A 20955-nucleotide genomic window follows, 5' to 3' on the forward strand; every position below is an offset into this window, starting at 1 on the left:
CCTCGAGGCCGACTTTGGCCCGTTTCGCGACCCTGGCGAGGCTTGTTTTAGGGCTTGTGGCCAAAAAAGGGCAAATATGAGTACTGTTACCTTTTTAGTAGCAGCGATTCTTGGTCGAAATCGGCAAAACTCGACTTGAAACTCCCTAATCACCGTCAGCTAGCGCCAAATTGGAAGTCGATAGTCACTCATTAACGTACAGTTCTTATAACTTTGTTCATTATTTTCCACACCTAAAATGAAACGCCGTTTGTGACAGTACTCACAAACGGCGTTTTTTGACCACGGGGGTATCTGGCAGGGGGCCAGTAGCACCCGGATCCGAGTTTCGAACGCATCCAAACCGGTTCTGGTGTCTTTTTTTCGAGCTTTTACTCGTCCTTGGGCGCCGGGTGCTTGCAGACCACACTCATGTAGATCATGCCGAGCACGGCCGCGGTGACAGAACCGGCAAGAATGGCGGCCTTGGCAGCCAGAACCTCAAACTGGGCCGTCGGGAAAGCAAGGCCGCTAATGAGAATCGACATGGTAAAGCCGATACCGCCCAGAATGCCCACGCCGGCGATCATATGCCAGTTGACGTTGTGCGGCAGCTCACAAGCCTTGAGCTTAACCAGGGCGAACGTCATGCCAAAGATGCCGATCGGCTTGCCCAGCAGCATGCCAAAGTACACGCCGAGCGTCACCGGGTCGGTGAGTAGCGTGCTCATGTCCACGCCCACCAGGCAAACCTGCGCGTTGACGAACGCGAAGATCGGCAGGATCACAAAGTTGACCGGCGTGGAGATCAGGCGCTCCATGCGGATGAGCGGCGGGGTCACGCGGTGCATGACGCGCTCGACTTTGGTGGTCGAGACGGTAAAGTCATGCTGGCCCAGGATGTGCGCCTCGTCGTCGTAGCGGTCATCGAGCAGCGGCAAGCACTCGCCCAGCCAATCGGTGAGGCTATCAAGCTTAACACCGCACTTGGCCGGGATGGTGAAGGCCAGGATGACGCCAGCAAGCGTAGCGTGCACGCCGCTCTTGAACATGCAGAACCACAACAGCAGGCCCAGTACCGAATACGGGGCAAGGCGGTAATGCTGCGTCTTGTTGAGCCACACGAGCGCACAGGTCACAAGCGCGGCGGCGCCCAACCAAAACGGATTGGGGCTCTGACCGTAGAAGATGGCGATGGCGGCGATGGAGATGAGGTCGTCGGCGATGGCGAGCGTCGAGAAGAACACGCGCACGCCGTTGGGCACGCGGTTGCCCAAAAGCGACAGCACGCCCAGCGCAAAGGCAATATCGGTTGCCATGGGAATGGCCCAGCCGTTGTGCGCGCCGGCATGGTTAAAGATCAGATAGATGCAGGCGGGAACGACGACGCCGCCCACGGCCGCCAGCATGGGAAGCATAGCCTGGCGCGGGTTCTTGAGCTCGCCGACCGTCATCTCGTACCTAAGCTCAATGCCCACCAACAAAAAGAAGATCGCCATGAGGAAGTCGTTGACGAAAAGCTCAACGGTGAGACCGGCCGTAAGGTTGCCCAGACCCACATACAGCGGGGTCTCCAAAAAGTGATGGATGGCCTCGTAGGCATCGGTGTTGGCGCAAATGACGGCGGCGATGGCGGCGAAGACCATGACGGCGGCGGAAATCGTGCCGTTCTCGGTGATGCGCTCCCAAATGTCGTGGCGCTCAAAACGCTTGCGCTCACGAACGTTAAACAGCTGCTCGGGTGCTGCCATGGGCGGCTCCTTTCACGGGAAAGCTCCCGTCTTAAAAAAGCACGGCCCGCCCAAGTGGCGGTGCCGCGCTCTAACGTATTACGCTTGCATCTAGCCTACCCTGCACGACAGGCACGCAGGCGTGGCCGAAAAGCGGAACCACAGGTTGAACATTATTTGCTCAACGGCACGGGCGCGCCTATCCAAGAGACGACGCGGCGCCGTGCACAAAAAACGACCGGAGCGCGGGGCTTCCGCGATCCGGTCGTGGCGTTTGGTCAACTAAACCTAGCAGGCGGCCATGATGGGGGCAGCGACCTGCTTCTTACGGGAGAGGACGCCCGGCATCCAGACGCCGTCGTGCTCGTCGGCAATGCCCAGGCCCTTCTGAGCAGCCTCGGTCTCGCCCTCGAGCAGGACCTGCGAGCCCTCCTCCATAATGTCGGTGATGCACAGGACAATGCCGTCAGCACCCTTCTCGGCGGCGTAGGCACGCATGGCCTCGCGGATCTCGTCGATCATGCCGAGTGCGCGGGTCTTGTCGACGGTCTCGTACTGGCCGATGAGCAGCTTCTTGCCGGCGGGCTCGAACATCTTGATGTCGTTGCCGACTATCTCGGCTGCGGTGAAGGAGCCGGACGGACGGGTGAGGAAGACCTCCATGCCAAACTTGACCGGATCGACGCCCACCTGCTCGCCGAGCTTGGCGGCGACGGCGCGGTCGACATCGGTGGTGGTGGGGCTCTTGAGCATGAGCGTGTCGGTCATCATGGCCGAGAGCAGCAGCTTGGCCTGAACGTCGGAAAGCTCAACGCCGAGCACGCCGGCGAGCTTGGTGACGATGGTGCAGCTGGAGCCCCAGGGCAGGCAGATGTAGTGCAGCGGGCCGGCAGTCTCGAAGTCGCCGATGCGGTGATGGTCGACGACGCCAAAGACCGTGGCGTCCTTAAGACCGGCGACGGACTGGGCAGACTCGTTGTGGTCGGTGAGGACGACGAGCTGACCGGCCTCGACGGAATCAATCACGCGGGGCTCGGCAATGCCGGCGTCGGCGAGCAGCTTGGCGGACTCTGCCGGAAGCTGACCAAGGGCGCAGGCCTCGTAGGTGTTGCCGGCATACTCAACCTGGTTGAGCAGTTGGGACAGGACGACGGCGCTCATGATGGCGTCGTTATCGGGGTTCTGGTGACCAAAGACAAGAACGTTTGCCATGGATATCCTCCACTTAATATGTGTACTTGGACGTAGCTATGGTAGCACGCTGGCGCCGAGCCTTCTGAGACGGAAGGGCCGCGGCGCAATTTGGGGCAAGTGTCGGGGCGAAGTCTGCCCCCTTTGCACCATGTTGGTGCAAACTAACCTGTCCCCTTTGCACCAGCTATTTGCCGGCGGCGCGCAGGGCTACGTAAGCGGCACCGATGATGCCGGCGTCGTTGCCGAGCGAGGCGACCTTAATGGGCGTCTCGCGCGAGGCAGAAAGCGCGTAGCGCTGGAAGTACTCGCGAGCCTTGTCGAGGTAGACATCGGCCGAGGCGGAGGCGCCGCCGCCGATAAGGAACATCTCGGGATCGACCACGTTGGCAATAAGCGCCAGTGCGCGACCGAGATAGTCGGCCATGGTATCGGCCGCGGCCAGCGCAAGCTTGTCGCCCTCGCGGCAGGCTTGGAACACGTCCTTGGAATCGGAGGGGCCGGTGAGCTCGATGGGATCGACACCCGCTTTCTTGCACTCGGCAAGGTAGTTGCTCACCACACCGGTGGCACTGGAATACTGCTCCAGGTGGCCATGGCCGCCGCAGCCGCAGGTGCGCTCCTCAGCCGGGTTCAGGCACATGTGGCCAATCTCGCCGCCAGCACCCACAACGCCCGACACCACGTCGCCGTTAACGATAACGCCGCCGCCCACGCCGGTACCGATGGTGACCATCACCACGTTCTGCACGCCCTTGGCAGAACCGAGCCAGGCCTCGCCCATGGCAGCAGCGTTGGCATCGTTCTCATACTTAACGACCGCGTCGGGGCAGTGCTCCTGAATGGCGACTCTCAGCTCGGGCAGGTTAATGGCAATGTTGGCCTTGACCTTGGCATCGCCCGACGCCGGAATGGGGCACGGAACGGCCAGGCCAATGCCCGCCACAAAGGCACGCGGAATCTGAGCCTTGGCGACCACCTGGTCGATAGCCTCGGTCACCGCGGCAAAGCCCGCGGCGTCAACGATGGGAGGCGTAGGCACGCTGGCCTTGGCAAGCAGGTTGCCGTCCTCGTCGAACAGACCCTCCTTAACCGAAGTGCCGCCGACGTCGATGCCGATGTAGTACTGCTTAGGTTCCATGGGAGCCCACCTTTCTCGTTTAAACATTGCCTGTATGGTACCGCTCCCAAGGCAAAAACCTACCAAAAAGGGACAGGTTTGTTTTGGCAGGTTTTATCTGGGGTAACGCAATTGGCCGCTCAACAGACCGCGCAAGACCATCCCCAAAAATAAAGGCGCCGGGAGGCGGAGACTCCCGGCGCCCGTCAAAGGGACTATGTTGTCTGTTGGAGCGCGCGGTCCATCGCGGCGATAACGCCGACTAGGCCTTAAGTGCCTGCAGCTGCTTGTGGATCTCGATGAGCTCCGTCGCCATGACGCGCATGGTCTCGGTGCCGGCCATCTGGTCCTCGGCATGCAGCAGAATCAACGGGGCCTCGCCGTTACGCTCGCCGCTGGCCTCTTTCTTCAGAAGCCCCATGTGAACATCGTGGCCACCGTTATAGGCCTCGTCGCCCTGTTTGATAAGCTCCTCGGCGGCGTCAAAATCGCCCTCCTTGGCCTTTTGCACGGCATTGATGTACATGCTCTTGGCGGTACCGACGTAGCTGATGATCTCGAAGCAGGTCATCTGCAGCTCGTTCATATCCTCCATATGCTGCACCTAACCCATCACGCTGACGCAGTGGTCGATGATGCCGGCAGCGTTCATGCGGCCGTAGTCGACCATGTTGATCACCTCGACCGGGAAGCGACCGGCGGCCTCCTTCTCAAAATCGCCCTTGGTGTAGCCGATCTGCGGACCAAGCAGCAACATGTCGCACTCATCCAGGTGATCGTGGGCCTCATTCATGGGGCGAGCCTCGACCTCGATATCCAGGCCACGGTTTGCAACCTCGGCCTGCATCTTCTGGACCAGCAGGCTCGTAGACATACCGGCATTGCAGCAGAGCATGATCTTCTTCATGGTTTCCTCCTTATAACTGCGCGGCGCGCAGACGACAACTGGTTGTATTCCTTGCGGTTATTGTGCCCTCTTTCTGCGCCCTTACGCAAAAGAGAGGTGCGGGCACCGGCACCGCGTACCGGCGCCCGCAAAGGTGAAAGGGACGAACGTTAGGCGTTCTGCTCGGCGAGAGCCTCCTGCTTGGCGATTGCCTTCTCGGAAATCTTCATAAAGGGCAGGTAGACGGCCATGCCAATGACAATCTCGAGAGCCTGCCACACGCCGGCGCGCCAGTCAAAGCCCGTAGCGAGCAGGGCATTGATGACGGGAGGCATAGTCCAGGGCACCTGGGCGATGCAAGGGCTGATGATGCCTGCGCAGGTAAGGCCATAGGTGATGCCGATGAACAGATCGGGAAGGAGGACAAACGGAATCATGAGCGGCAGGTTGTACACGATGGGGTAACCGTAGATAACCGGCTCGTTGATGTTGAACAGACCAGGCAGGATAGCCATCTTGGAAACGGTCTCGGAAGCCTTGTTCTTGGAGAACAGGAGCGTGTCGAGCAGAAGCATGAGGGTGCAGCCCGAGCCGCCGATGAGGGCAAAGCTATTAACGATCTGCATGTTCATGTAGTGATCGGGCTGAATGGTGCCACCGGCGGCAAAGGTAGCCATGTTGTCGACGATGAGCATGGTCAGGATCGGCTCGACGGTAGCGCCAGAGATGGTGGACTGGTGAATACCGACGCAGAACAGCAGGTTGGCAAGGGTGTAGATGAGGATAACAGCCCACGGGCCGGCGTTCATGATGTTCTTGAGCGGGTTGGAGATGCACGTGGAGATGATGGTGCACAGATCGGTGCCGGCGCACACGGCGAGCAGGGCTGCGGCAAGAGCGAAGATCGCGAGGTTGAGCAGCATCGGGATCATGACGTTGAAGGAGTTGGAGACCGCTGGAGGCACGCCCTCGCCCAGCTTAACCTTGAGCTTCTCGACGCCAGAAATCTTGATGAAGAGCGAGACGGAAAGCAGGGCGATGATAATAGCCGAGAACAGACCGTTGGTGCCGGTGTTGGTAGTCGAAAGGGCGCCCGTGACCTCGGCGGAGGTGATCTTGTCGGTGAGCAGCGGGCTCGTGGCGGCAAGCGTGGCGGTGATCTGCTGCGGCATCATGATGACGAAGGCAGAGATAGCGACGACCACGCAAGCGAGCGGGTTATCGAAACGCTTGTTCTTAGCGAGGCTGTAGCCAATCAATCCGGCCAAGATAATGGCAGAGACGTTGAGGGTGCCCAGCGTAATTGCCGAACCCCACGTCTGAAGGTTGGCAAGGCCCGCCGCATCGAGCGGGAACAGAGGGAACACGACGTTGTTAATAAGAACCGCGATACCCGCAAGGATATAGAGCGGCGTGATGGTCGCGAAGGCGTCGCGCAGGGAACGCAGGTGAACCTGGTTTCCCACCTTCGCAGAGACCTCGGCAAACTTGTCGAGGAAGCTCTTTCCGTTGTCACTGGCCATGATTGCTCCTAACTTTCAAATCCGGCCTTTTCCTATGCGCACGGTGGTCTGTCGCCCTCTGCCACCAGATGTGCCATGTGTTGCGCGCGGCGGCGCGCGGTCTGGGCGTTCGCCCGGTCGCTAATCAACCACGTGGGTCGTGGCGACCTGTTTGAGCCAAGCCGCCGACTTCTTAAGGCGGCGCTTATAGCCGTCCATAAGGTCGACCTCGACAAAGCCGTAACGATTCTTAAAGGCATTGGCCCAAGACCAGTTATCGATGACGGCCCAATAATGGTATCCGCGGCACTTGGCGCCCTCGGCAATTGCCTTGGCAACCCACTCCAGGTGCTGGCGTACAAAGTCGACACGGTAGTCATCCTGGATGGTTCCTTCGGCGTCACGGTTCTTGTATTCGTCCATGATGCCGATGCCGTTCTCGGAAACGAACCACTCAAGATCGGGGTAGTTCTTGGCGCAGTTCATGCCAAAGTCGTAGAGGCCCTGCGGGTAGATTTCCCAGCCGCGGCTCTCGTTCATAACGGCGTCGGGCCACACGTACTCGTCGGCAAAGTGCGGCAGGCCGTACTGGTCAATCTTGCTCGCCGGCGCCTGAACGCGCGTGGGGTGGTAGTAGTTGCAGCCGAGCCAGTCGACAACACCCTGCTTGAGAATCTCTTGGTCGCCGGCACGGAACGGGAGCTTAACGCCGCCCTCGGCCAGGCTGTCGAGCACGTCGGCAGGAAGCTCGCCCTTGGTAATAAGGTCGAGCCACCAGCGATTGTTGATGCCGCTGGTCATACGCACGGCCTCAAGGTCCGCCTCGCTGGGGTTCTCCTTGGTGTAGACCGGGGTAAAGCAGTTGATCATGCCGATTTTGGCATCGGCGCGAACGGCGCCCTCGTCATAGGCGCGACGGTAGTTGGCCACGGCCAGCGCGTGCGCCAGCGAGATGTGATACTGCACGGTGCGGGCGCGACCATAGTCGTGGAGCTGCGGGAACCACACACCCTCCTGATAGCGCTGTTCGGGCTCGACGATGGGCTCGTTAAAGGTGAACCAGTACTTAATCTCCTGGCCAAACTCGTGGAAGGCGACATCGGCGTAATGCGCGTAAGCCTCGACGACCTCACGGCTCTCCCAGCCGCCACGGTTAAAGAGGTAGGTGGGCATGTCAAAGTGGTACAAGTTGACAAACGGCTCCAGGCCGGCCTCGCGAGAGGCGCAGAACAGCTCGTGATACCACGCAGCGCCCTCCTCGTTGAGGTTGCCGTCGGCATCGAGCAGACGGCTCCACTGGATGGAAGTGCGATAGGTATCCAGGCCCAAGTCCTTCAAAATGCGAAAGTCTTCCTGGTACTTGGCCATAAAGTCGTTGCCGGCATAAGAGCCAACGCAGTTGTAGAACGAACCCAGATCCTGGATGGACCAGGTGTCCCACAGGTTCTCGAGCTTGCCGCCCTGGTTCCACTGACCCTCAGTCTGCGGGCCGGACATAGCAGCGCCAAAGAAGAAGTCGTTAGGCAGCTGATACTGTGCCATCAAAGTCCTCGCTTTCGTGTTCTAGAGCTTACGGTTGGAGACGGGTTTGCTTTGGCAGGTTATCCGGCGCGGGCGCGCACCGGTTATACCGATATCCAACCCACCAAAACAAAACCGTCCCCAAACGGTCGATCCTGTTGTGCGGAAGGATTCCGTTCGTTGCTTAAACTATAGCGCTCTAATTCTAAAAGTAAAGCGTCTTTTTCTTTTTTCTTTCTCGAACTTCTTAGATAAAAGTTATATGGGTGCCTTGTTGAGGGTTATACTTACTTGCGTATTGATATATGTCGGAAAGGAGGTTCCATGATTCCCAAATACGAGGCGATAGCTGCAGATATTCGCCGAAGCATCGAGGATGGCGCTCTTAAACCGGGCGACAAGCTTCCCACCGTCGTTGAGTTCTGCGAGCTCTATAGCGTTTCCAAAATCACCGTCAAACGAGCTATCGAGCAAATCACCGAGGAAGGTCTTATTACCAGCCGACGCGGATCGGGCACCTACGTTAAGGACACGGCGGGGCTTCCCGGCCAGGCATTTTTCCAAGGCAAAAACGACCGTGCCCAGGGCTTTTCGTATGAGCACCGCGGGGAGAAGGTCACCTCGGTGGTCTACGATTTCTCAATTGTTAATCCACCAGCGGACATCGCAGCCCAGCTGGGAATTGCCGAGGATGACTTTGCCTATCACATCGTGCGCGTACGTCAGGCCGATGGGAAGCCCATCGTTATCGAATACACCTACATGCCCCTCGAGCTGATTCCAGGCCTTAAAAAGAAGGACCTGTACGGATCGGTCTACCGCTTCATCCGCGAGCAATGTGGTCTGAAGATTTCGAGCTTCCACCGTACCATTCGCGCCGTGGCAGCAACCGAGGAAGAAGCCGAGCGTCTGGACACCAAGCCTGGCTCTCCCCTGCTCGAGCTCACCCAGATTGGATTTTTGGACAGCGGCGCCGCCTTTGAGTATTCGATCTCGCGCAACGTTGGCGACCGCTTTGAGCTGCACAATGTAACGTTGGCATAGGTTTTTGTAGTCATGCGGGCGCTCGTTTTGAGCAGCTTTACGCGGCGCCCGCGCAACACAATGGGGTATGAATATGTCCGATTTAATTAAGCTGACGCCGCTCTTCCACGAGAAGATCTGGGGCGGCCGCCAGCTCGAAACCGTTTTCGGCTACGACATTCCCGAGGGTCCCATCGGTGAGTGCTGGGCCATCTCGGCCCATCCCAACGGCGACTGCCAGATTGCGGAGGGACCGTACGCCGGCCACACGCTGTCGTGGCTGTGGGCCGAGCACCGCGAGCTCTTTGGCAACTGCGAGGGCAAGGAGTTCCCGCTGCTCATCAAGATTCTGGACGCCAAGGACGACCTTTCGATCCAGATTCATCCCAACGACGAGTACGCCGCCGAGCACGAGAACGGCAGCCTGGGTAAAACCGAGTGCTGGTACGTGCTGGATTGCGAGCCCGGCTCCACGATCATCGTCGGCCAGCGTGCTAAAGACCGCACCGAGGCCGCACAGATGATCGAGGACGGTCGCTGGGACGACATGCTCAACGTGCTACCGATCCACAAGGGCGACTTTTTCCAGATTGATTCCGGCACTGTGCATGCCATCAAGACCGGCACGCTCATTTTGGAGACGCAGCAGTCGAGCGACGTGACGTATCGCCTGTATGACTACGACCGCCCTGGCACCGACGGCAAGCTGCGTCCCCTGCACATTGAGCAGAGCCTCGACTGCATCGACTTTGATGCTCAGGCTCCGACCGACGGCACGGTGACCGCGCCCGAGGTGGACGGCGTGACCGAGCTCGAGTCTAACTCCTGCTACACCGTCGATCGCGTACGTGTTGACGGCAACAAGACCCTCGACCAGCGCTGGCCCTTCATGTGCCTGTCGGTCATCGACGGTGAAGGCACCGTCTGCGGCGACCCCGTCCACAAGGGAAGCCACCTGCTGGCCCCGAGCACCGTCAGCTCCATCGACCTCGAAGGCAAGATGGAACTGATCATCAGCCACCTCTAGGTCGCAGCAACAACCAAAACGCAACAAGGGGCTCCCCCGTCCACCAACGGAGGAGCCCCTTATCCATATATATCAGCCCACCCGGCTCTCCAGATCAAAAAAGCGGACGAGCAGAGCGACGTTCGCAAGCAACGTTATCTAAGGACCTGGACGGGCGTATGGGGCAACATCGATCGCGAGTTCCGCACGAGCCGGAGAGCACTTAATGTGCTCTCCGTGCGAGCAGGACTGCCCGAGCAGGCGATGTTGCCCCATACGCCCGCCCAGGTCCGCCGGGATCACGACAGCTTGACGATCGGAGCAAAGCCCTTCATTAGCTTTTTGGTCTGGCCGGTCTTTTCAAATTGAACCTCGATCATGTCTCCAACGACCGAAATCACAGTACCCATGCCAAAGGTCTTGTGGCTCACGGTGTCGCCTGCGGAAAAGTCCTGCGATGCGCTGGCGCGATCGACCTTGCGCTCCACCGTCGGCGACACCTTGGACGTGGCCTTCTTGGCTCGCGGCGCACCCGAGCCAAAGGTCGAGGCCACACGACCGGCGTCGGGCGACACCCCACGATGGCGCTCGGTCCCGTAGGTGCTTCCACCAAAGAAATCGTCGAAGCTCGATCCGCCGCGCGAACCGGAGCCGCCGGTCGAACGCGTATACGAGCCAAACACCTTGCCGCCATACATTTCCGAACCCATGCCCGAGCCAAAGGTGCCGTGGCGGTCGCCACGTTTCTCCCAGCCCGTGCCCTCAAAACCGGCAGAACCGATGCCGCTAAACTCGATGTCCTCAAACGGAATCTCGTTGAGGAAGCGCGAGCGCGGGTTGGCAGAGGTCGAACCGTAGGTGCGACGCGTGGCCGCATAGGTCAGGAACAGGCGCTTACGGGCACGCGTGATGGCAACGTAGGCCAGGCGACGCTCCTCCTCGAGCTTGCCCGGGTCATCGCTGCCGCCAAAGTCGTGCACATGCGGAAAGATGCCTTCCTCCATGCCGGCCACGAACACCGCGGGGAACTCCAGGCCCTTGGCGGAGTGAATGGTCATCATGGTGATGGCATGCGTCTCGCCGGCCAGGGAATCCAAGTCGGAGCGCAGGGCCAGCCACTCCATGAGAGCAGGCAGCGCCTTGCAGGTGAGTGGGCCGTAGGTGCGCTCGATCTCGTCGGCATGCACGGCGCCCGCGGGCAGCTCTGTCGGCGCGGCATAGGCGTTGCCCGCGATAGCGGCAGCCAGGGCATCCTGCGGCGAGAGCGCCGGGGCCGCCAGGCTGTCGAGCGGATTGGAACCCGCGGCGTCACGCGCGCCAACGAGCGCCTCAAACGAAGACGTGGGCGCAGACGGGCCGGGCTCGGGCGCAGGCACGCTCACCACAACGGGCTCGGGCTCGGCGTCGACAGGCACATCGGCAACACCGGCAGCGCGCAGCTCTTCTAAGCTCTCGAGCGTACCCTCGATATCCTCGTGCGTCTCCTCAAACTCGGCAGCGACGCCCAAGAATTCCTGGATGTTCTCGGCGCGACTCTCGGACTCCATGGTGCCCTCGGCGCGGAAGGCCTGCAGCAGGCCCGTCTTGTCGACAATCATCTCGACGACGTCCTTGAGCTCGCCGTCCATGCGCCGGCCCTCGCGCACCAGCGCCACAAAGCTCGACAGGCCGTTGCGCACCTTGGCGCTAAACATGCCCGTCTCGGCGCACGCGATCTCACAGGCTTGGAAGAACGAGCAGCAGTTGTCGCGTGCCAGCTGCTCAATCTTTTGAATCGAAGTGGAGCCGATGCCGCGGCGCGGCGTGTTGATGACACGCTTGACGCTCATCTCGTCGGCCGGGTTCACGATCATCTTGAGGTAGGCCATGACGTCGCGGATCTCGGCGCGGTCGAAGAATCGCGTGCCGCCAACGATTTTGTAGGGCACGCCCGCGCGCAGGAACATATCTTCGAGGATACGCGACTGGGCGTTGGTGCGATAGAACACAGCGATATCGTCGTAGCTCGTGCCTTTGGCATGCAGTTTCTCGATCTCGCCGGCAATCCAGCGGCCCTCGTCGCGCTCGTCGTTCGCCTGAAAGGCCTGGATCTTCTCGCCATCGCCCTCGGCCGTAAACAGGCGCTTGTCCTTGCGCTGCGAGTTGTGGCGAACAACAGCATTGGCGGCGCTCAGGATGTGACCGGTGGAGCGATAGTTCTGCTCCAGCTTGACGGTCTTGCAGTTTTTAAAGTCCTTCTCAAAGTCCAGGATGTTGGTGATGTCGGCGCCGCGCCAGCTATAAATGGACTGGTCATCGTCGCCTACGACCATGAGGTTTTGGTACTTGGCGGCCAGCAGGTTGGCGATCTCGTACTGGACGTGGTTGGTGTCCTGATACTCGTCGACGCTAATGTAGCGGAAGCGCTCTTGGTACTTGTCGAGCACCTCGGGGCGGGTGCGTAGCAGCTCGAGTGCGCGCACGAGCAGGTCGTCGAAGTCCATCGCGTTGGCGGCGCGCAGGCGGCGCTCCAGCTCCATATAGACCTGTGCGGCCTTTTTGTCGTTGGGGCTGTCGGCGGATTTGAGCATGTCCTCGGGGCCGATCATGGCGTTTTTGGCCGAGCTGATCTTGCTGCGGATCATGTTGATGGGGAATTGCTTTTGCTCGATGCCGAGCGCCTGCATAATGTCACGCACCATGCGCTTTGAATCATCGTCATCGTAGATGGTGAACTGACCGGTGTAGCCCAGCAGGTCGGCATCCTCGCGCAGCATGCGCACGCACATGGCATGGAAGGTGCACACCCACATGCCGCGGGTGCCGCTGGGAATGAGCGCTGCCAGACGCTCGCGCATCTCGGCCGCGGCCTTGTTGGTAAACGTGATGGCAAGGATCTGCCAGGGCTTAACGCCCAGGTCGCCGAGCATATGGGCGATGCGGAAGGTCAAGACGCGGGTTTTGCCCGAGCCAGCACCGGCAAGGACCAGCAACGGACCTTCGGTCGTCAGGACCGCTTCGCGCTGGGCGGGGTTAAGACTGTCGATGTCGACAAGCGGCTTAGCGGGCTTGGGTGCCGGTGCGGGAGCATCGTAGATGTCGAGCGGGACGAGCTCGGGCTCCGGCGCAGCGGGGGCAGTGTATGCATCGAGCGGCACGGGTTCCGGCGCGGGCGGCACGGGCGCAGCAGTGTTCTTTTCCCAGGGCAGGGGCTGGGTCATGGGCGACTCCTCATCTGACGGACGGCGCGCCTGCGGGCAGCGCCATAGTTTGAACCGTACCAGTATACCGAGCCGCGCGGACACACCGCCAGCCATTTGGGGACGGGGTAGAAACGGTAGAAACAACGCTTGACAATACAGTGGTACGGACAGGCCATCCAATTGGCGCAAGGGAATCAGGTTAGCCTGCACCAAGTTGGCGCAAAGTAACCTGACCCCGATGCACCAAAAAATTGCGGTGAACGAGGAACTGTCGACCCCTTTAGTAAGGCCATTTAGTCCCTATTTCACCGCAACATTTCATAAGCCCGGATGGCAGCAGTGGCTTCGATTTGGCAAAGACTCACAATCAAAAAGTCAAGAGCTGGAGGGGTAACATTTCTGCCATTTCTACCCCGTCCCCAATTGGCAGGCTAGAGACCGAGCATGGGCTCCAGAACGAAGAAGTACACGAGCACTACGATGCCCAGGATGATGCGGTAGACACCGAAGCATTTAAAGTCGTGACGACGAACAAAGCCCATAAGCCACTTGATGGCGATGAGCGACACCACAAAGGCCACGACGCAGCCCACGCCCAAGATAGCAATCTCGTTGGTGCCGAAGGTACCGCCCTTAACGAAGTACTTGACCAGCTTGAGCGCACTCGCGCCAAACATAACGGGAATGGCCAGAAAGAACGTAAATTTAGACGCCACCGAGCGCGTGCAGCCCAGCAAAAGACCGCCGATGATGGTGGAACCAGAGCGCGACGTACCCGGCACCAGCGAGAGCACCTGGAAGCAACCGATACCCAGCGCAGTCTTCCAGCTCAGGTCCTCAAGCGTGGCAATAGAACCAAAGTCCAAATCCTCGTCATCGTCCTCGGCAATATCTGCCGCGGGCGCGGCAAAGTGCGCACCGGCGGGACGTCCGCCCGCCACCACAGCACGCGAACCAAACGAACCGGCAACGGCCATTTCCTCGCGCTTGCTCGCGCGCCAGTTCTCAATCACGATAAACAGTACGCCGTACACAATGAGCGCCAGCGCCACGACGGGAGCATTGTAGAAATGCTCCTCCATCCAGTCGTTGAGCGGCAGACCGATCGCCGCGGCGGGAATGCAGCCGAGCACAATCTTGCCCCACAGCACCCAGGTGTCGCGACGGCCCTCCTTGCCCTTGCTGGGCGAGAACGGGTTGAGCTCACGGAAGAACAGGACGCAGACGGCCAAAATGGCGCCAAGCTGAATCACGACCAGGAACATATTCCAGAACGTCTCGCTCACGTTCATCTTGACGAACTCGTCCACCAAGATCATGTGACCGGTCGACGAAACAGGCAGCCATTCGGTGATGCCCTCGACCAGGCCCATGAAGGCAGATTTTAGAAGCTCGATGATATCCAAAGGGACCCCCTCGTTAGACACCCGCCGATATTGTTCTGCGGACGGTGCGGGCGATGTCCCATTATCAACCGTTGGCGACGCGCCTGCGCCTACCCTTACCAAAAAACTCGCCCGTTCACAGAATTGCGAGCGGTCAAACCGAAATCCTTGGGTATAACTGCAACAAGATAAAGTGTCCGGCGGCCAACGCGCCCGCGCCCGCCCGACGCACGAGCCCCGCGCCCGTGCGATAGACCAAGGAGGAAACCATGAACGAGGGCTATGCCAAGGTATTTGTTTCACTCGACGGTACTGAGCAGCAGGATTTTGTGCTCGCACGCGCCATCAAGGTCGCCGCGAACAACGGCGCTAAGCTGATCATCGGCCACGTTATCGATTCCACGGCACTCGAGAGCGCCGGTTCCTATCCGGTCGATCTGGTCAACGGCCTGGAGGAGGCCTTTAAGAATTCTATTTCCAAGCAGCTCGAGGAGGTCAAGGCCAACCCCAACATTCCCGAGGTCGAGGTCATGATTCGCGCCGGCCGCATTCGTGAGACGCTCAAAGACGAGATGCTCGACGTGGTCAAGCCCGACTTGGTGCTCTGCGGTGCCCGCGGCCTGTCCTCGATCAAGTACGCGCTGCTGGGCTCCATCTCGACGTTCCTGCTGCGCAACACCGATTGCGACATTCTGGTCGTGAAGTAGGTTCCTTCCCGCCGGCGCAAGGCCTGCGGGGTTATCACGCCGACGTCCTCGCCGCTTCGCGGCTGCGGGATGTCGGCTTAGATAACCCCTCCCGGCCTTGCGCCTTCGTCACCGTACTTCAGCGAGTTGGCTGATAAAAGATGGCGTGCCGCCCCGTTTGGGGCGGCACGTTTTGTTTGGGGCGGCACGTTTTGTTTGGGGCGGCACGTTTTTGTTATGGGAGATTCATTTGAGCCCCATAGTTGTGTTCACGTTCAGGAACATGGCGCCAATTGCCTTAGCTAAGTTCACGTTCGGGAACATAGCCGCCCGCACCGCAAGACGGCCCGCCTACTCGAAATATTGGAACTTGTTGGTTGAGAAGGCAAACGTGACGACAAAGCCTTCGCCGGGCTCCGATGCTGCGGTGACGTCGATGCCCATCTTGGAGCACAGGCGCGCCACCAGGTAGAGGCCGATGCCCGTTGCGCGCTTGGTGGTGCGGCCGTTGTCGCCGGTAAAGCCCTTCTCGAACACGCGCGGCAGGTCGGCCGCGCTCACGCCGCAGCCGTTGTCCGCGACAGTGAGCTCGATGCGTTCGCTCGCCAGGCCCTCGTCCAGCAACGCGCCCGAAAACACGATCTTCGCGCCGTCCTCGCGCGCATATTTAATACTGTTCTGAATAAGCTGGCCCAGAATAAACTCGAGCCACTTCTCGTCGGTAAAGACCTCGAAGTCGAGGTTCTCGCACACCGGGGCCACGTGCGCCGCGATGAGCTCACGCGCGTTGGCCTTAATCGCGCCCGTCACCAAGGTCTTGAGATCCCAACGGCGAATCAGGTAGTCGCGCTCCACGACTTCCGAGCGCGCGTAGTACAGCGCCTGGTCGATATAGCGCTCCACGCGAGCCAGCTCACGGCCCAGGTCATCCACGCGCGACAGGTCGTCTTCGCTGCCATCCAGGTTTTCCAAAATCAGATGAGCCGCCGCCAGGGGCAGTTTGGCCTCGTGGACCCAGCTCTCGATATAGTCGCGATAGTCATCGGTCTGACGCCGGCCTTCGGCAACCTCGTCGCAAGCGGCTTTGCCCACCCGGCGCAAGACCTCGTACTCGAGCTCGCCCTCGGCATAGGTCGGGCATTGCACCATCTCCTGCACCCATGCGGGGCTCTCGAGCTCCTCTGCCGCGCGCTCCAGCTGACGCAGAAAACGGCGGCGACGCGCGTACTCGACCACGATGCCGAGCATACCAAAGATAAAGGAAACGCCGACCGCCACGACCACAATAGAAACGGGTGCACCGGCGACCGTCAGCACAAAGCAGCTCAGCAGCACGCCGCACGTCCACACGGCGACGGGAAGCAGCGCATCTTTAAAGAACTTGCCAAACGACATAGCCGGCCCCTAGACCGAATAGCCTTGGCCGCGATGCGTAGTCAATACCCTTTGATGCCGATTTTTTCGAGCGTGGTGCGCAGGCGGTTGATGTTGACAGTGAGCGTATTGTCGTCCACGAAGGCGTCGGAGTCCCACAGGTCCTGCATGATAGCCGAGCGCGAAGCGATCTTGCCCGCGCGGCTCAGAAGCAGCGAGAGGATACGCAGCTCGTTTTTGGTGAGCTCGGTGCTGGTGCCCGTTTGCGTGTTGGTGACCATGGAGCGTGCGAGGTCGAGCTCCAGTCCCTTGTGGACGAGCGTGCTGCGCTCGCCCGCCGCCGCGGTGCGACGCAGCAGTGCGTTGATGCGCGCCACAAGCACGCGCGCGCTATAGGGCTTGGGAACAAAGTCGTCCGCGCCGAGCGTCATGGCCATGACCTCGTCGATCTCGGTCGTGCGCGACGTGAGAACGATGATGGGGACCTCGGATTCGCGACGGACCTCATGGCAGATGTGCTGGCCGTCTTTGACAGGGAGTGTGAGATCGAGCAGCACCAGGTCGGGCGCGGCGGCGAGAATATCGCGCGAGACATGCTCAAACGATTCGCAGGCCTCGATTTCAAACCCGGCGCGGGCAAGGATGTCGACAAGCTCACGACGAATGGGCTCGTCGTCCTCAACGACATAAATCAGCGCCATGGATTTCGCTCCCCTCTTGGTTGTCTTGCCACCATTATGGCTGCGAAACTGCAGGTGCGCACCGCGCGCGGTACCAAGGTGACAGAACTGTTCGCGAGCGGGGGCGTTTTGTCCGCCTCGCACTCGCAGCGGCGGCGGGGACCAAAATGATTCTTTAATCCCCGTCCCAGAAAAATCATTTAGCGGCGGGCACGGAGCTTTTCGTAGCCTTCGGCGAAGAAGGCGACCGTGGCGGCGTCGGCCTCGGCGGCGTTCGTCTCGGTCGCGGGGACCACGCCGTGCTCGTCGCTCACTAGGAACAGCGCACCCTTGAGCTGCGCGGGAATGTCTACGCGCGTGACCGGGATTCCCTTGGTCTGGGCCAGCTGCTCGATGAGCGTCGCCGTGCCACACAGACACTCGTCCGCTGGCACCACAAAGGCGAGCTCGCCGTTGTTGACGGCGGCGAGCAGCTCGGGCGCCACGCCGGTTTCGTCGGCCTCGGAGCGGGCCTCTGCGGAACGGGCACGCAGCGCCTTGGCCGACGTATCGGCGAGCGGCTCGTACTCCCCCACCGTCATGGCGGCGTTGCCGTTGATGTCGATCACCAGCATGAGCACGCCGTCGCGTGCGGTGTAATCGCCCTCGGCAAGCGACCACTCAACGTGCTGTTTGGCCCAGCTGAGCATGTTATGGGTGAGTGGCTCGCCCTGCACCAGGCGCTCAGACAGCGCGCGGATGTGACGGTTGAGCATGGGTACCTTTTTGTTGGACATGCGCCAACGGCAGATAAGCGCGGGCTTGTCGAGCGTAAACTTCTCGACCGCCTCCTGATTGGCGCAAAAGTCCTCGTACGCACGCTGATCCTCGGCATTGCCAAACAGCTCGGCATCATCAATCTGGGGCATGGTCATACCTTTCGTGTTAGTCATTCCGTCCTCTTATACCAAAAAGACGGCCCTCCAAACGGAGCAGCCGTCTTTTGCGGAGATTATTTTGTCCCAAGGCGGAACTTAGTGGCGGAAGTGGCGGGCGCCGGTAAAGACCATAGCAATATTGTGCTCGTTGCAGGCCTGGATGCTTTCGTCGTCGCGCTTGGAGCCGCCGGGCTGGATGATGCAGGTCACGCCGTGTGCAGCAAGCACGTCGACGTTGTCGCGGAACGGGAAGAACGCGTCGCTTGCACAGGCAAAGCCGCCCTTCTCCACGCCCTCGCGCTCGCAGAAGTCCTCGGCGCGCTCGCAGGCAAGCAGTGCAGAGTCAACGCGGTTGGGCTGACCCGGGCCCATGCCAATGCCGGCCTTACCCTTGGAGACCAGGATGGCGTTGGACTTGACGCCCTTGCAGACCTTCCAGGCAAACTCGAGCTCGGCCATCTCGGCGTCGGTGGGCTTGCGGTCGGTGGGGAACGTAAAGGTCGCAGGATCCTCGGTCACGTGGTCGACCTCCTGCACCAGCATGCCGCCGTCGACGGAGCGCAGCTCCACCTGGGCGCCGTGGTCCACGCCGCCGGTGGCCAGCACGCGCAGGTTGGGGCGCTTGGCCATGCGCTCGAGCGCCTCGGCAGTGTAGCTCGGAGCGATGATAACCTCGACGAACTGCTTGTTCTGATCGGCAAAGTGCTCAACCAGCTCATAGGGAACCTCGCGGTTGCAGGCGATGATGCCGCCGAAGGCGCTCTTGGGATCGCAGGCGAAGGCGCGGTCGTAGGCGGCCGTGATGTCCTCGGCCACGGCGGAGCCGCAGGGGTTCTGATGCTTGAGGATCACGCAGGCCGGCTCGTCGAACTCGCGGACCAGGTTCCAAGCGGCGTCGGCATCCAGATAGTTGTTGTAGCTGAGCGGCTTGCCCTGGATCTGCTCGGAGCCCACGAGCGGGAACTGCGAGCTCGCGGTATTCTCGCAGCCCTCGGCAAAGCGATAGACCGTGGCCTTTTGCTGCGGGTTCTCGCCATAGCGCAGGTCGTCGACCTTCTCCAGCGAGATCTCGAGCTTGGCAGAGGTGTCCGCCACGTCGCTTGCCTGGGCGGCAAGCCAACGGGAGATAGCCGTGTCGTAGGCGGCGGTGGTCTGGTAGACCTTCACCTGCAGGCGACGACGGGTGGAAAGCGTGGTGCAGCCACCGGTCTCGCGCATCTCGGCCAGGACGGCATCATAGTCGGCCGGGTCGGAGATGACGGTAACGCTCGCGGCGTTCTTGGCGGCAGAGCGCAGCATGGAGGGGCCACCGATGTCGATGTGCTCGATGGCGTCCGCGAAGGTGACCTCGGGGTTGGCGACGGTCTTCTCGAACTCGTACAGGTTGACGACGACCAGGTCGATCAGCTTAATGCCGTGCTGAGCAGCCTCCTGCATGTGCTGCTCGGAATCGCGGCGGGCCAGCAGCGCGCCGTGGACCTTGGGGTGCAGGGTCTTAACGCGGCCGTCCATCATCTCGGGATAGCCCGTGAACTCCTCGATGGGGGTTACGGGGACGCCCGCGTCCTCGATGGCACGAGCCGTGCCGCCCGTAGAGATGATCTCGACGCCAAAGTCATCGACCAGCGTCCGTGCGAAATCGACGACGCCCGTCTTATCGGTAACCGAGATCAACGCGCGTGCGATCTTCACATCAGATCCCATGCAGTCCTCCTGTCTGGTACGCCGCCGTGCTCTGTGAGCCGGTGATACGTCGATCTGCAGCGCTCGCGCAGCGGCATTGAAAATACTGATTCAATGTAGCGCATCGAGCGCATCGATGCACCCCGCAACGGGCGCATATGCAGAAAAAGTTTGCGAGCGGAGGGGATGGGCACGGCACCGGGCACGGTGAGTTCATGGAACACAGGGGCACCATAATTAGATGCCAATAGCGTGGTAGAACTGTGCTCGATATGCATCCGCAAAAGAAAGAGGCACCATGGTCTCGCGGGTTCTCTACCGACCGTTTGATACCGAAGACTTCGACGCCATCGCGTTGATTCTGCAGCAGCTTTGGCATAACAATTCGGATAACGATGAGTACAACCGCCTCGAGGCCGCGTGCGACCTCGCCTATTGCCTTTCGTCTTCGACGTTTTCGCAGGTTGCCGTAATCGACGGTCAGGCGCGCGGCATTGCGCTCGCGCGTGCGGGACAGAGCTCCGGCGCCACCGTTAAGGAACATTGGCTGGATACCGAACGCGCACTGCTATCGCAAATGCGCGAGCTGGAGCCCGATGCCTGCGCCGAGTATCTCTCGTTTGTGCGCGCAACCATCCGAACCAACAACCGCCTGCTCGAAAGCAGCCCGTTACCACACGACAACGAGGTCACGCTGCTTGCCGTAGATCGCGACGTCCATGGCCTGGGCGTTGGCTCGGTGTTGCTCGACGCCGCAGTCTCGTACCTGTCCTCGCGCGGGGCGACGAGGGCGCACCTGTACACCGACTCCAACTGCTCGTGGAAGTTCTACGAACTGCACGGCTTTAAGCGCACGGCCACGCACCGCGCCAACCGCGAAGAGCGCCGTCACGAAATGCCGCGCGAAAGCTTCCTCTACGAACTCGACCTAACAGCCTAAACCCGGCAGTTAGGGACGTTCCTTTTGTGCCGGCACCCCGGGACACTCCTTGGCAGCAACCGCACCTAGTCGTTGGGTGTTCCTATAGTTTTGTCAACCGTCGGGGCTACTCCCGGTAGGGCACCCGGTCGCGCATCACGGCGTATATCG

Annotated in this window: 16 protein-coding genes and 1 pseudogene; 4 read left to right on the forward strand and 13 right to left on the reverse strand. The window is 60.5% G+C overall.

The genetic code is table 11. The features are described from left to right. Positions 1-371: 371 nt before the first annotated feature. The 7 genes from nhaA to I4W07_RS04020 all read right to left on the reverse strand — a co-directional run bounded on the left by nhaA (position 372) and on the right by I4W07_RS04020 (position 7950). A complete protein-coding gene (nhaA, locus tag I4W07_RS03990; protein ID WP_196025677.1) occupies positions 372-1730 on the reverse strand; it encodes a Na+/H+ antiporter NhaA in 1359 nt (452 codons plus the stop codon). A gap of 267 nt (positions 1731-1997) precedes the next feature. Beyond that, positions 1998-2921 carry a manganese-dependent inorganic pyrophosphatase gene (locus I4W07_RS03995; protein WP_196025678.1) on the reverse strand — a complete coding sequence of 308 codons (924 nt, stop codon included), beginning with the start codon at positions 2919-2921 and terminating at the stop codon, positions 1998-2000. Between the two features lie 166 nt (positions 2922-3087). Continuing rightward, positions 3088-4041: an ROK family protein gene (locus I4W07_RS04000; protein WP_230317462.1), complete on the reverse strand. Its 954-nt coding sequence runs from the start codon at positions 4039-4041 to the stop codon at positions 3088-3090. Between the two features lie 241 nt (positions 4042-4282). Continuing rightward, a complete protein-coding gene (locus I4W07_RS04005) occupies positions 4283-4615 on the reverse strand; it encodes a PTS lactose/cellobiose transporter subunit IIA (RefSeq protein ID WP_230317463.1) in 333 nt (110 codons plus the stop codon). Positions 4616-4624: 9 nt separating this feature from the next. After that, positions 4625-4927 (reverse strand): PTS sugar transporter subunit IIB, encoded by a 303-nt coding sequence (locus tag I4W07_RS04010; protein ID WP_035137700.1) that lies wholly within the window; start codon positions 4925-4927, stop codon positions 4625-4627. A 149-nt stretch (positions 4928-5076) separates the two neighbouring features. Then, complete coding sequence (locus I4W07_RS04015) at positions 5077-6429, reverse strand: PTS sugar transporter subunit IIC (RefSeq protein ID WP_196025680.1); 1353 nt, start codon at positions 6427-6429, stop codon at positions 5077-5079. Positions 6430-6549: 120 nt separating this feature from the next. Further along, entirely contained in the window at positions 6550-7950 is a 1401-nt protein-coding gene (locus I4W07_RS04020; protein ID WP_196025681.1) for a glycoside hydrolase family 1 protein, read from the reverse strand. Between the two features lie 303 nt (positions 7951-8253). On the opposite strand from I4W07_RS04020, the gene I4W07_RS04025 reads away from it, so the two are divergent. Together I4W07_RS04025 and I4W07_RS04030 are read left to right on the forward strand one after the other, a co-directional pair. Then, complete coding sequence (locus tag I4W07_RS04025) at positions 8254-8973, forward strand: GntR family transcriptional regulator (protein ID WP_196025682.1); 720 nt, start codon at positions 8254-8256, stop codon at positions 8971-8973. A gap of 73 nt (positions 8974-9046) precedes the next feature. After that, positions 9047-9979, forward strand: a complete 933-nt coding sequence (locus I4W07_RS04030) for a type I phosphomannose isomerase catalytic subunit (RefSeq protein WP_412766513.1) — start codon at positions 9047-9049, stop codon at positions 9977-9979. Positions 9980-10257: 278 nt separating this feature from the next. Here the strand turns inward: I4W07_RS04030 and I4W07_RS04035 are convergent, their stop codons facing one another. Further along, positions 10258-13158, reverse strand: a complete 2901-nt coding sequence (locus I4W07_RS04035) for an ATP-dependent helicase (RefSeq protein WP_196025684.1) — start codon at positions 13156-13158, stop codon at positions 10258-10260. Between the two features lie 413 nt (positions 13159-13571). Further along, complete coding sequence (locus I4W07_RS04040; protein ID WP_196025685.1) at positions 13572-14546, reverse strand: undecaprenyl-diphosphate phosphatase; 975 nt, start codon at positions 14544-14546, stop codon at positions 13572-13574. Between the two features lie 248 nt (positions 14547-14794). Between I4W07_RS04040 and I4W07_RS04045 the strand changes: the two genes are divergently transcribed. Then, positions 14795-15232: a universal stress protein gene (locus I4W07_RS04045; protein ID WP_196025686.1), complete on the forward strand. Its 438-nt coding sequence runs from the start codon at positions 14795-14797 to the stop codon at positions 15230-15232. Positions 15233-15562: 330 nt separating this feature from the next. Here the strand turns inward: I4W07_RS04045 and I4W07_RS04050 are convergent, their stop codons facing one another. The 4 genes and pseudogenes from I4W07_RS04050 to purH all read right to left on the reverse strand — a co-directional run bounded on the left by I4W07_RS04050 (position 15563) and on the right by purH (position 19886). Next, positions 15563-16606 carry a sensor histidine kinase gene (locus I4W07_RS04050; RefSeq protein WP_138374528.1) on the reverse strand — a complete coding sequence of 348 codons (1044 nt, stop codon included), beginning with the start codon at positions 16604-16606 and terminating at the stop codon, positions 15563-15565. A 9-nt stretch (positions 16607-16615) separates the two neighbouring features. Then, positions 16616-17286 (reverse strand): annotated as a pseudogene (locus I4W07_RS04055) (response regulator transcription factor). 179 nt (positions 17287-17465) lie between these two features. Beyond that, positions 17466-18197: a hypothetical protein gene (locus tag I4W07_RS04060; protein WP_196025687.1), complete on the reverse strand. Its 732-nt coding sequence runs from the start codon at positions 18195-18197 to the stop codon at positions 17466-17468. Between the two features lie 81 nt (positions 18198-18278). After that, positions 18279-19886, reverse strand: a complete 1608-nt coding sequence (gene purH, locus I4W07_RS04065; RefSeq protein ID WP_196025688.1) for a bifunctional phosphoribosylaminoimidazolecarboxamide formyltransferase/IMP cyclohydrolase — start codon at positions 19884-19886, stop codon at positions 18279-18281. Positions 19887-20163: 277 nt separating this feature from the next. Between purH and I4W07_RS04070 the strand changes: the two genes are divergently transcribed. Further along, positions 20164-20805, forward strand: coding sequence for a GNAT family N-acetyltransferase (locus I4W07_RS04070; RefSeq protein ID WP_196025689.1), 642 nt, complete (start codon positions 20164-20166; stop codon positions 20803-20805). The last annotated feature ends 150 nt before the right edge of the window (positions 20806-20955 follow it).

The organism is Collinsella aerofaciens (assembly GCF_015670745.1).
GTDB classification, from domain to species: Bacteria; Actinomycetota; Coriobacteriia; order Coriobacteriales; family Coriobacteriaceae; genus Collinsella; species Collinsella aerofaciens_T.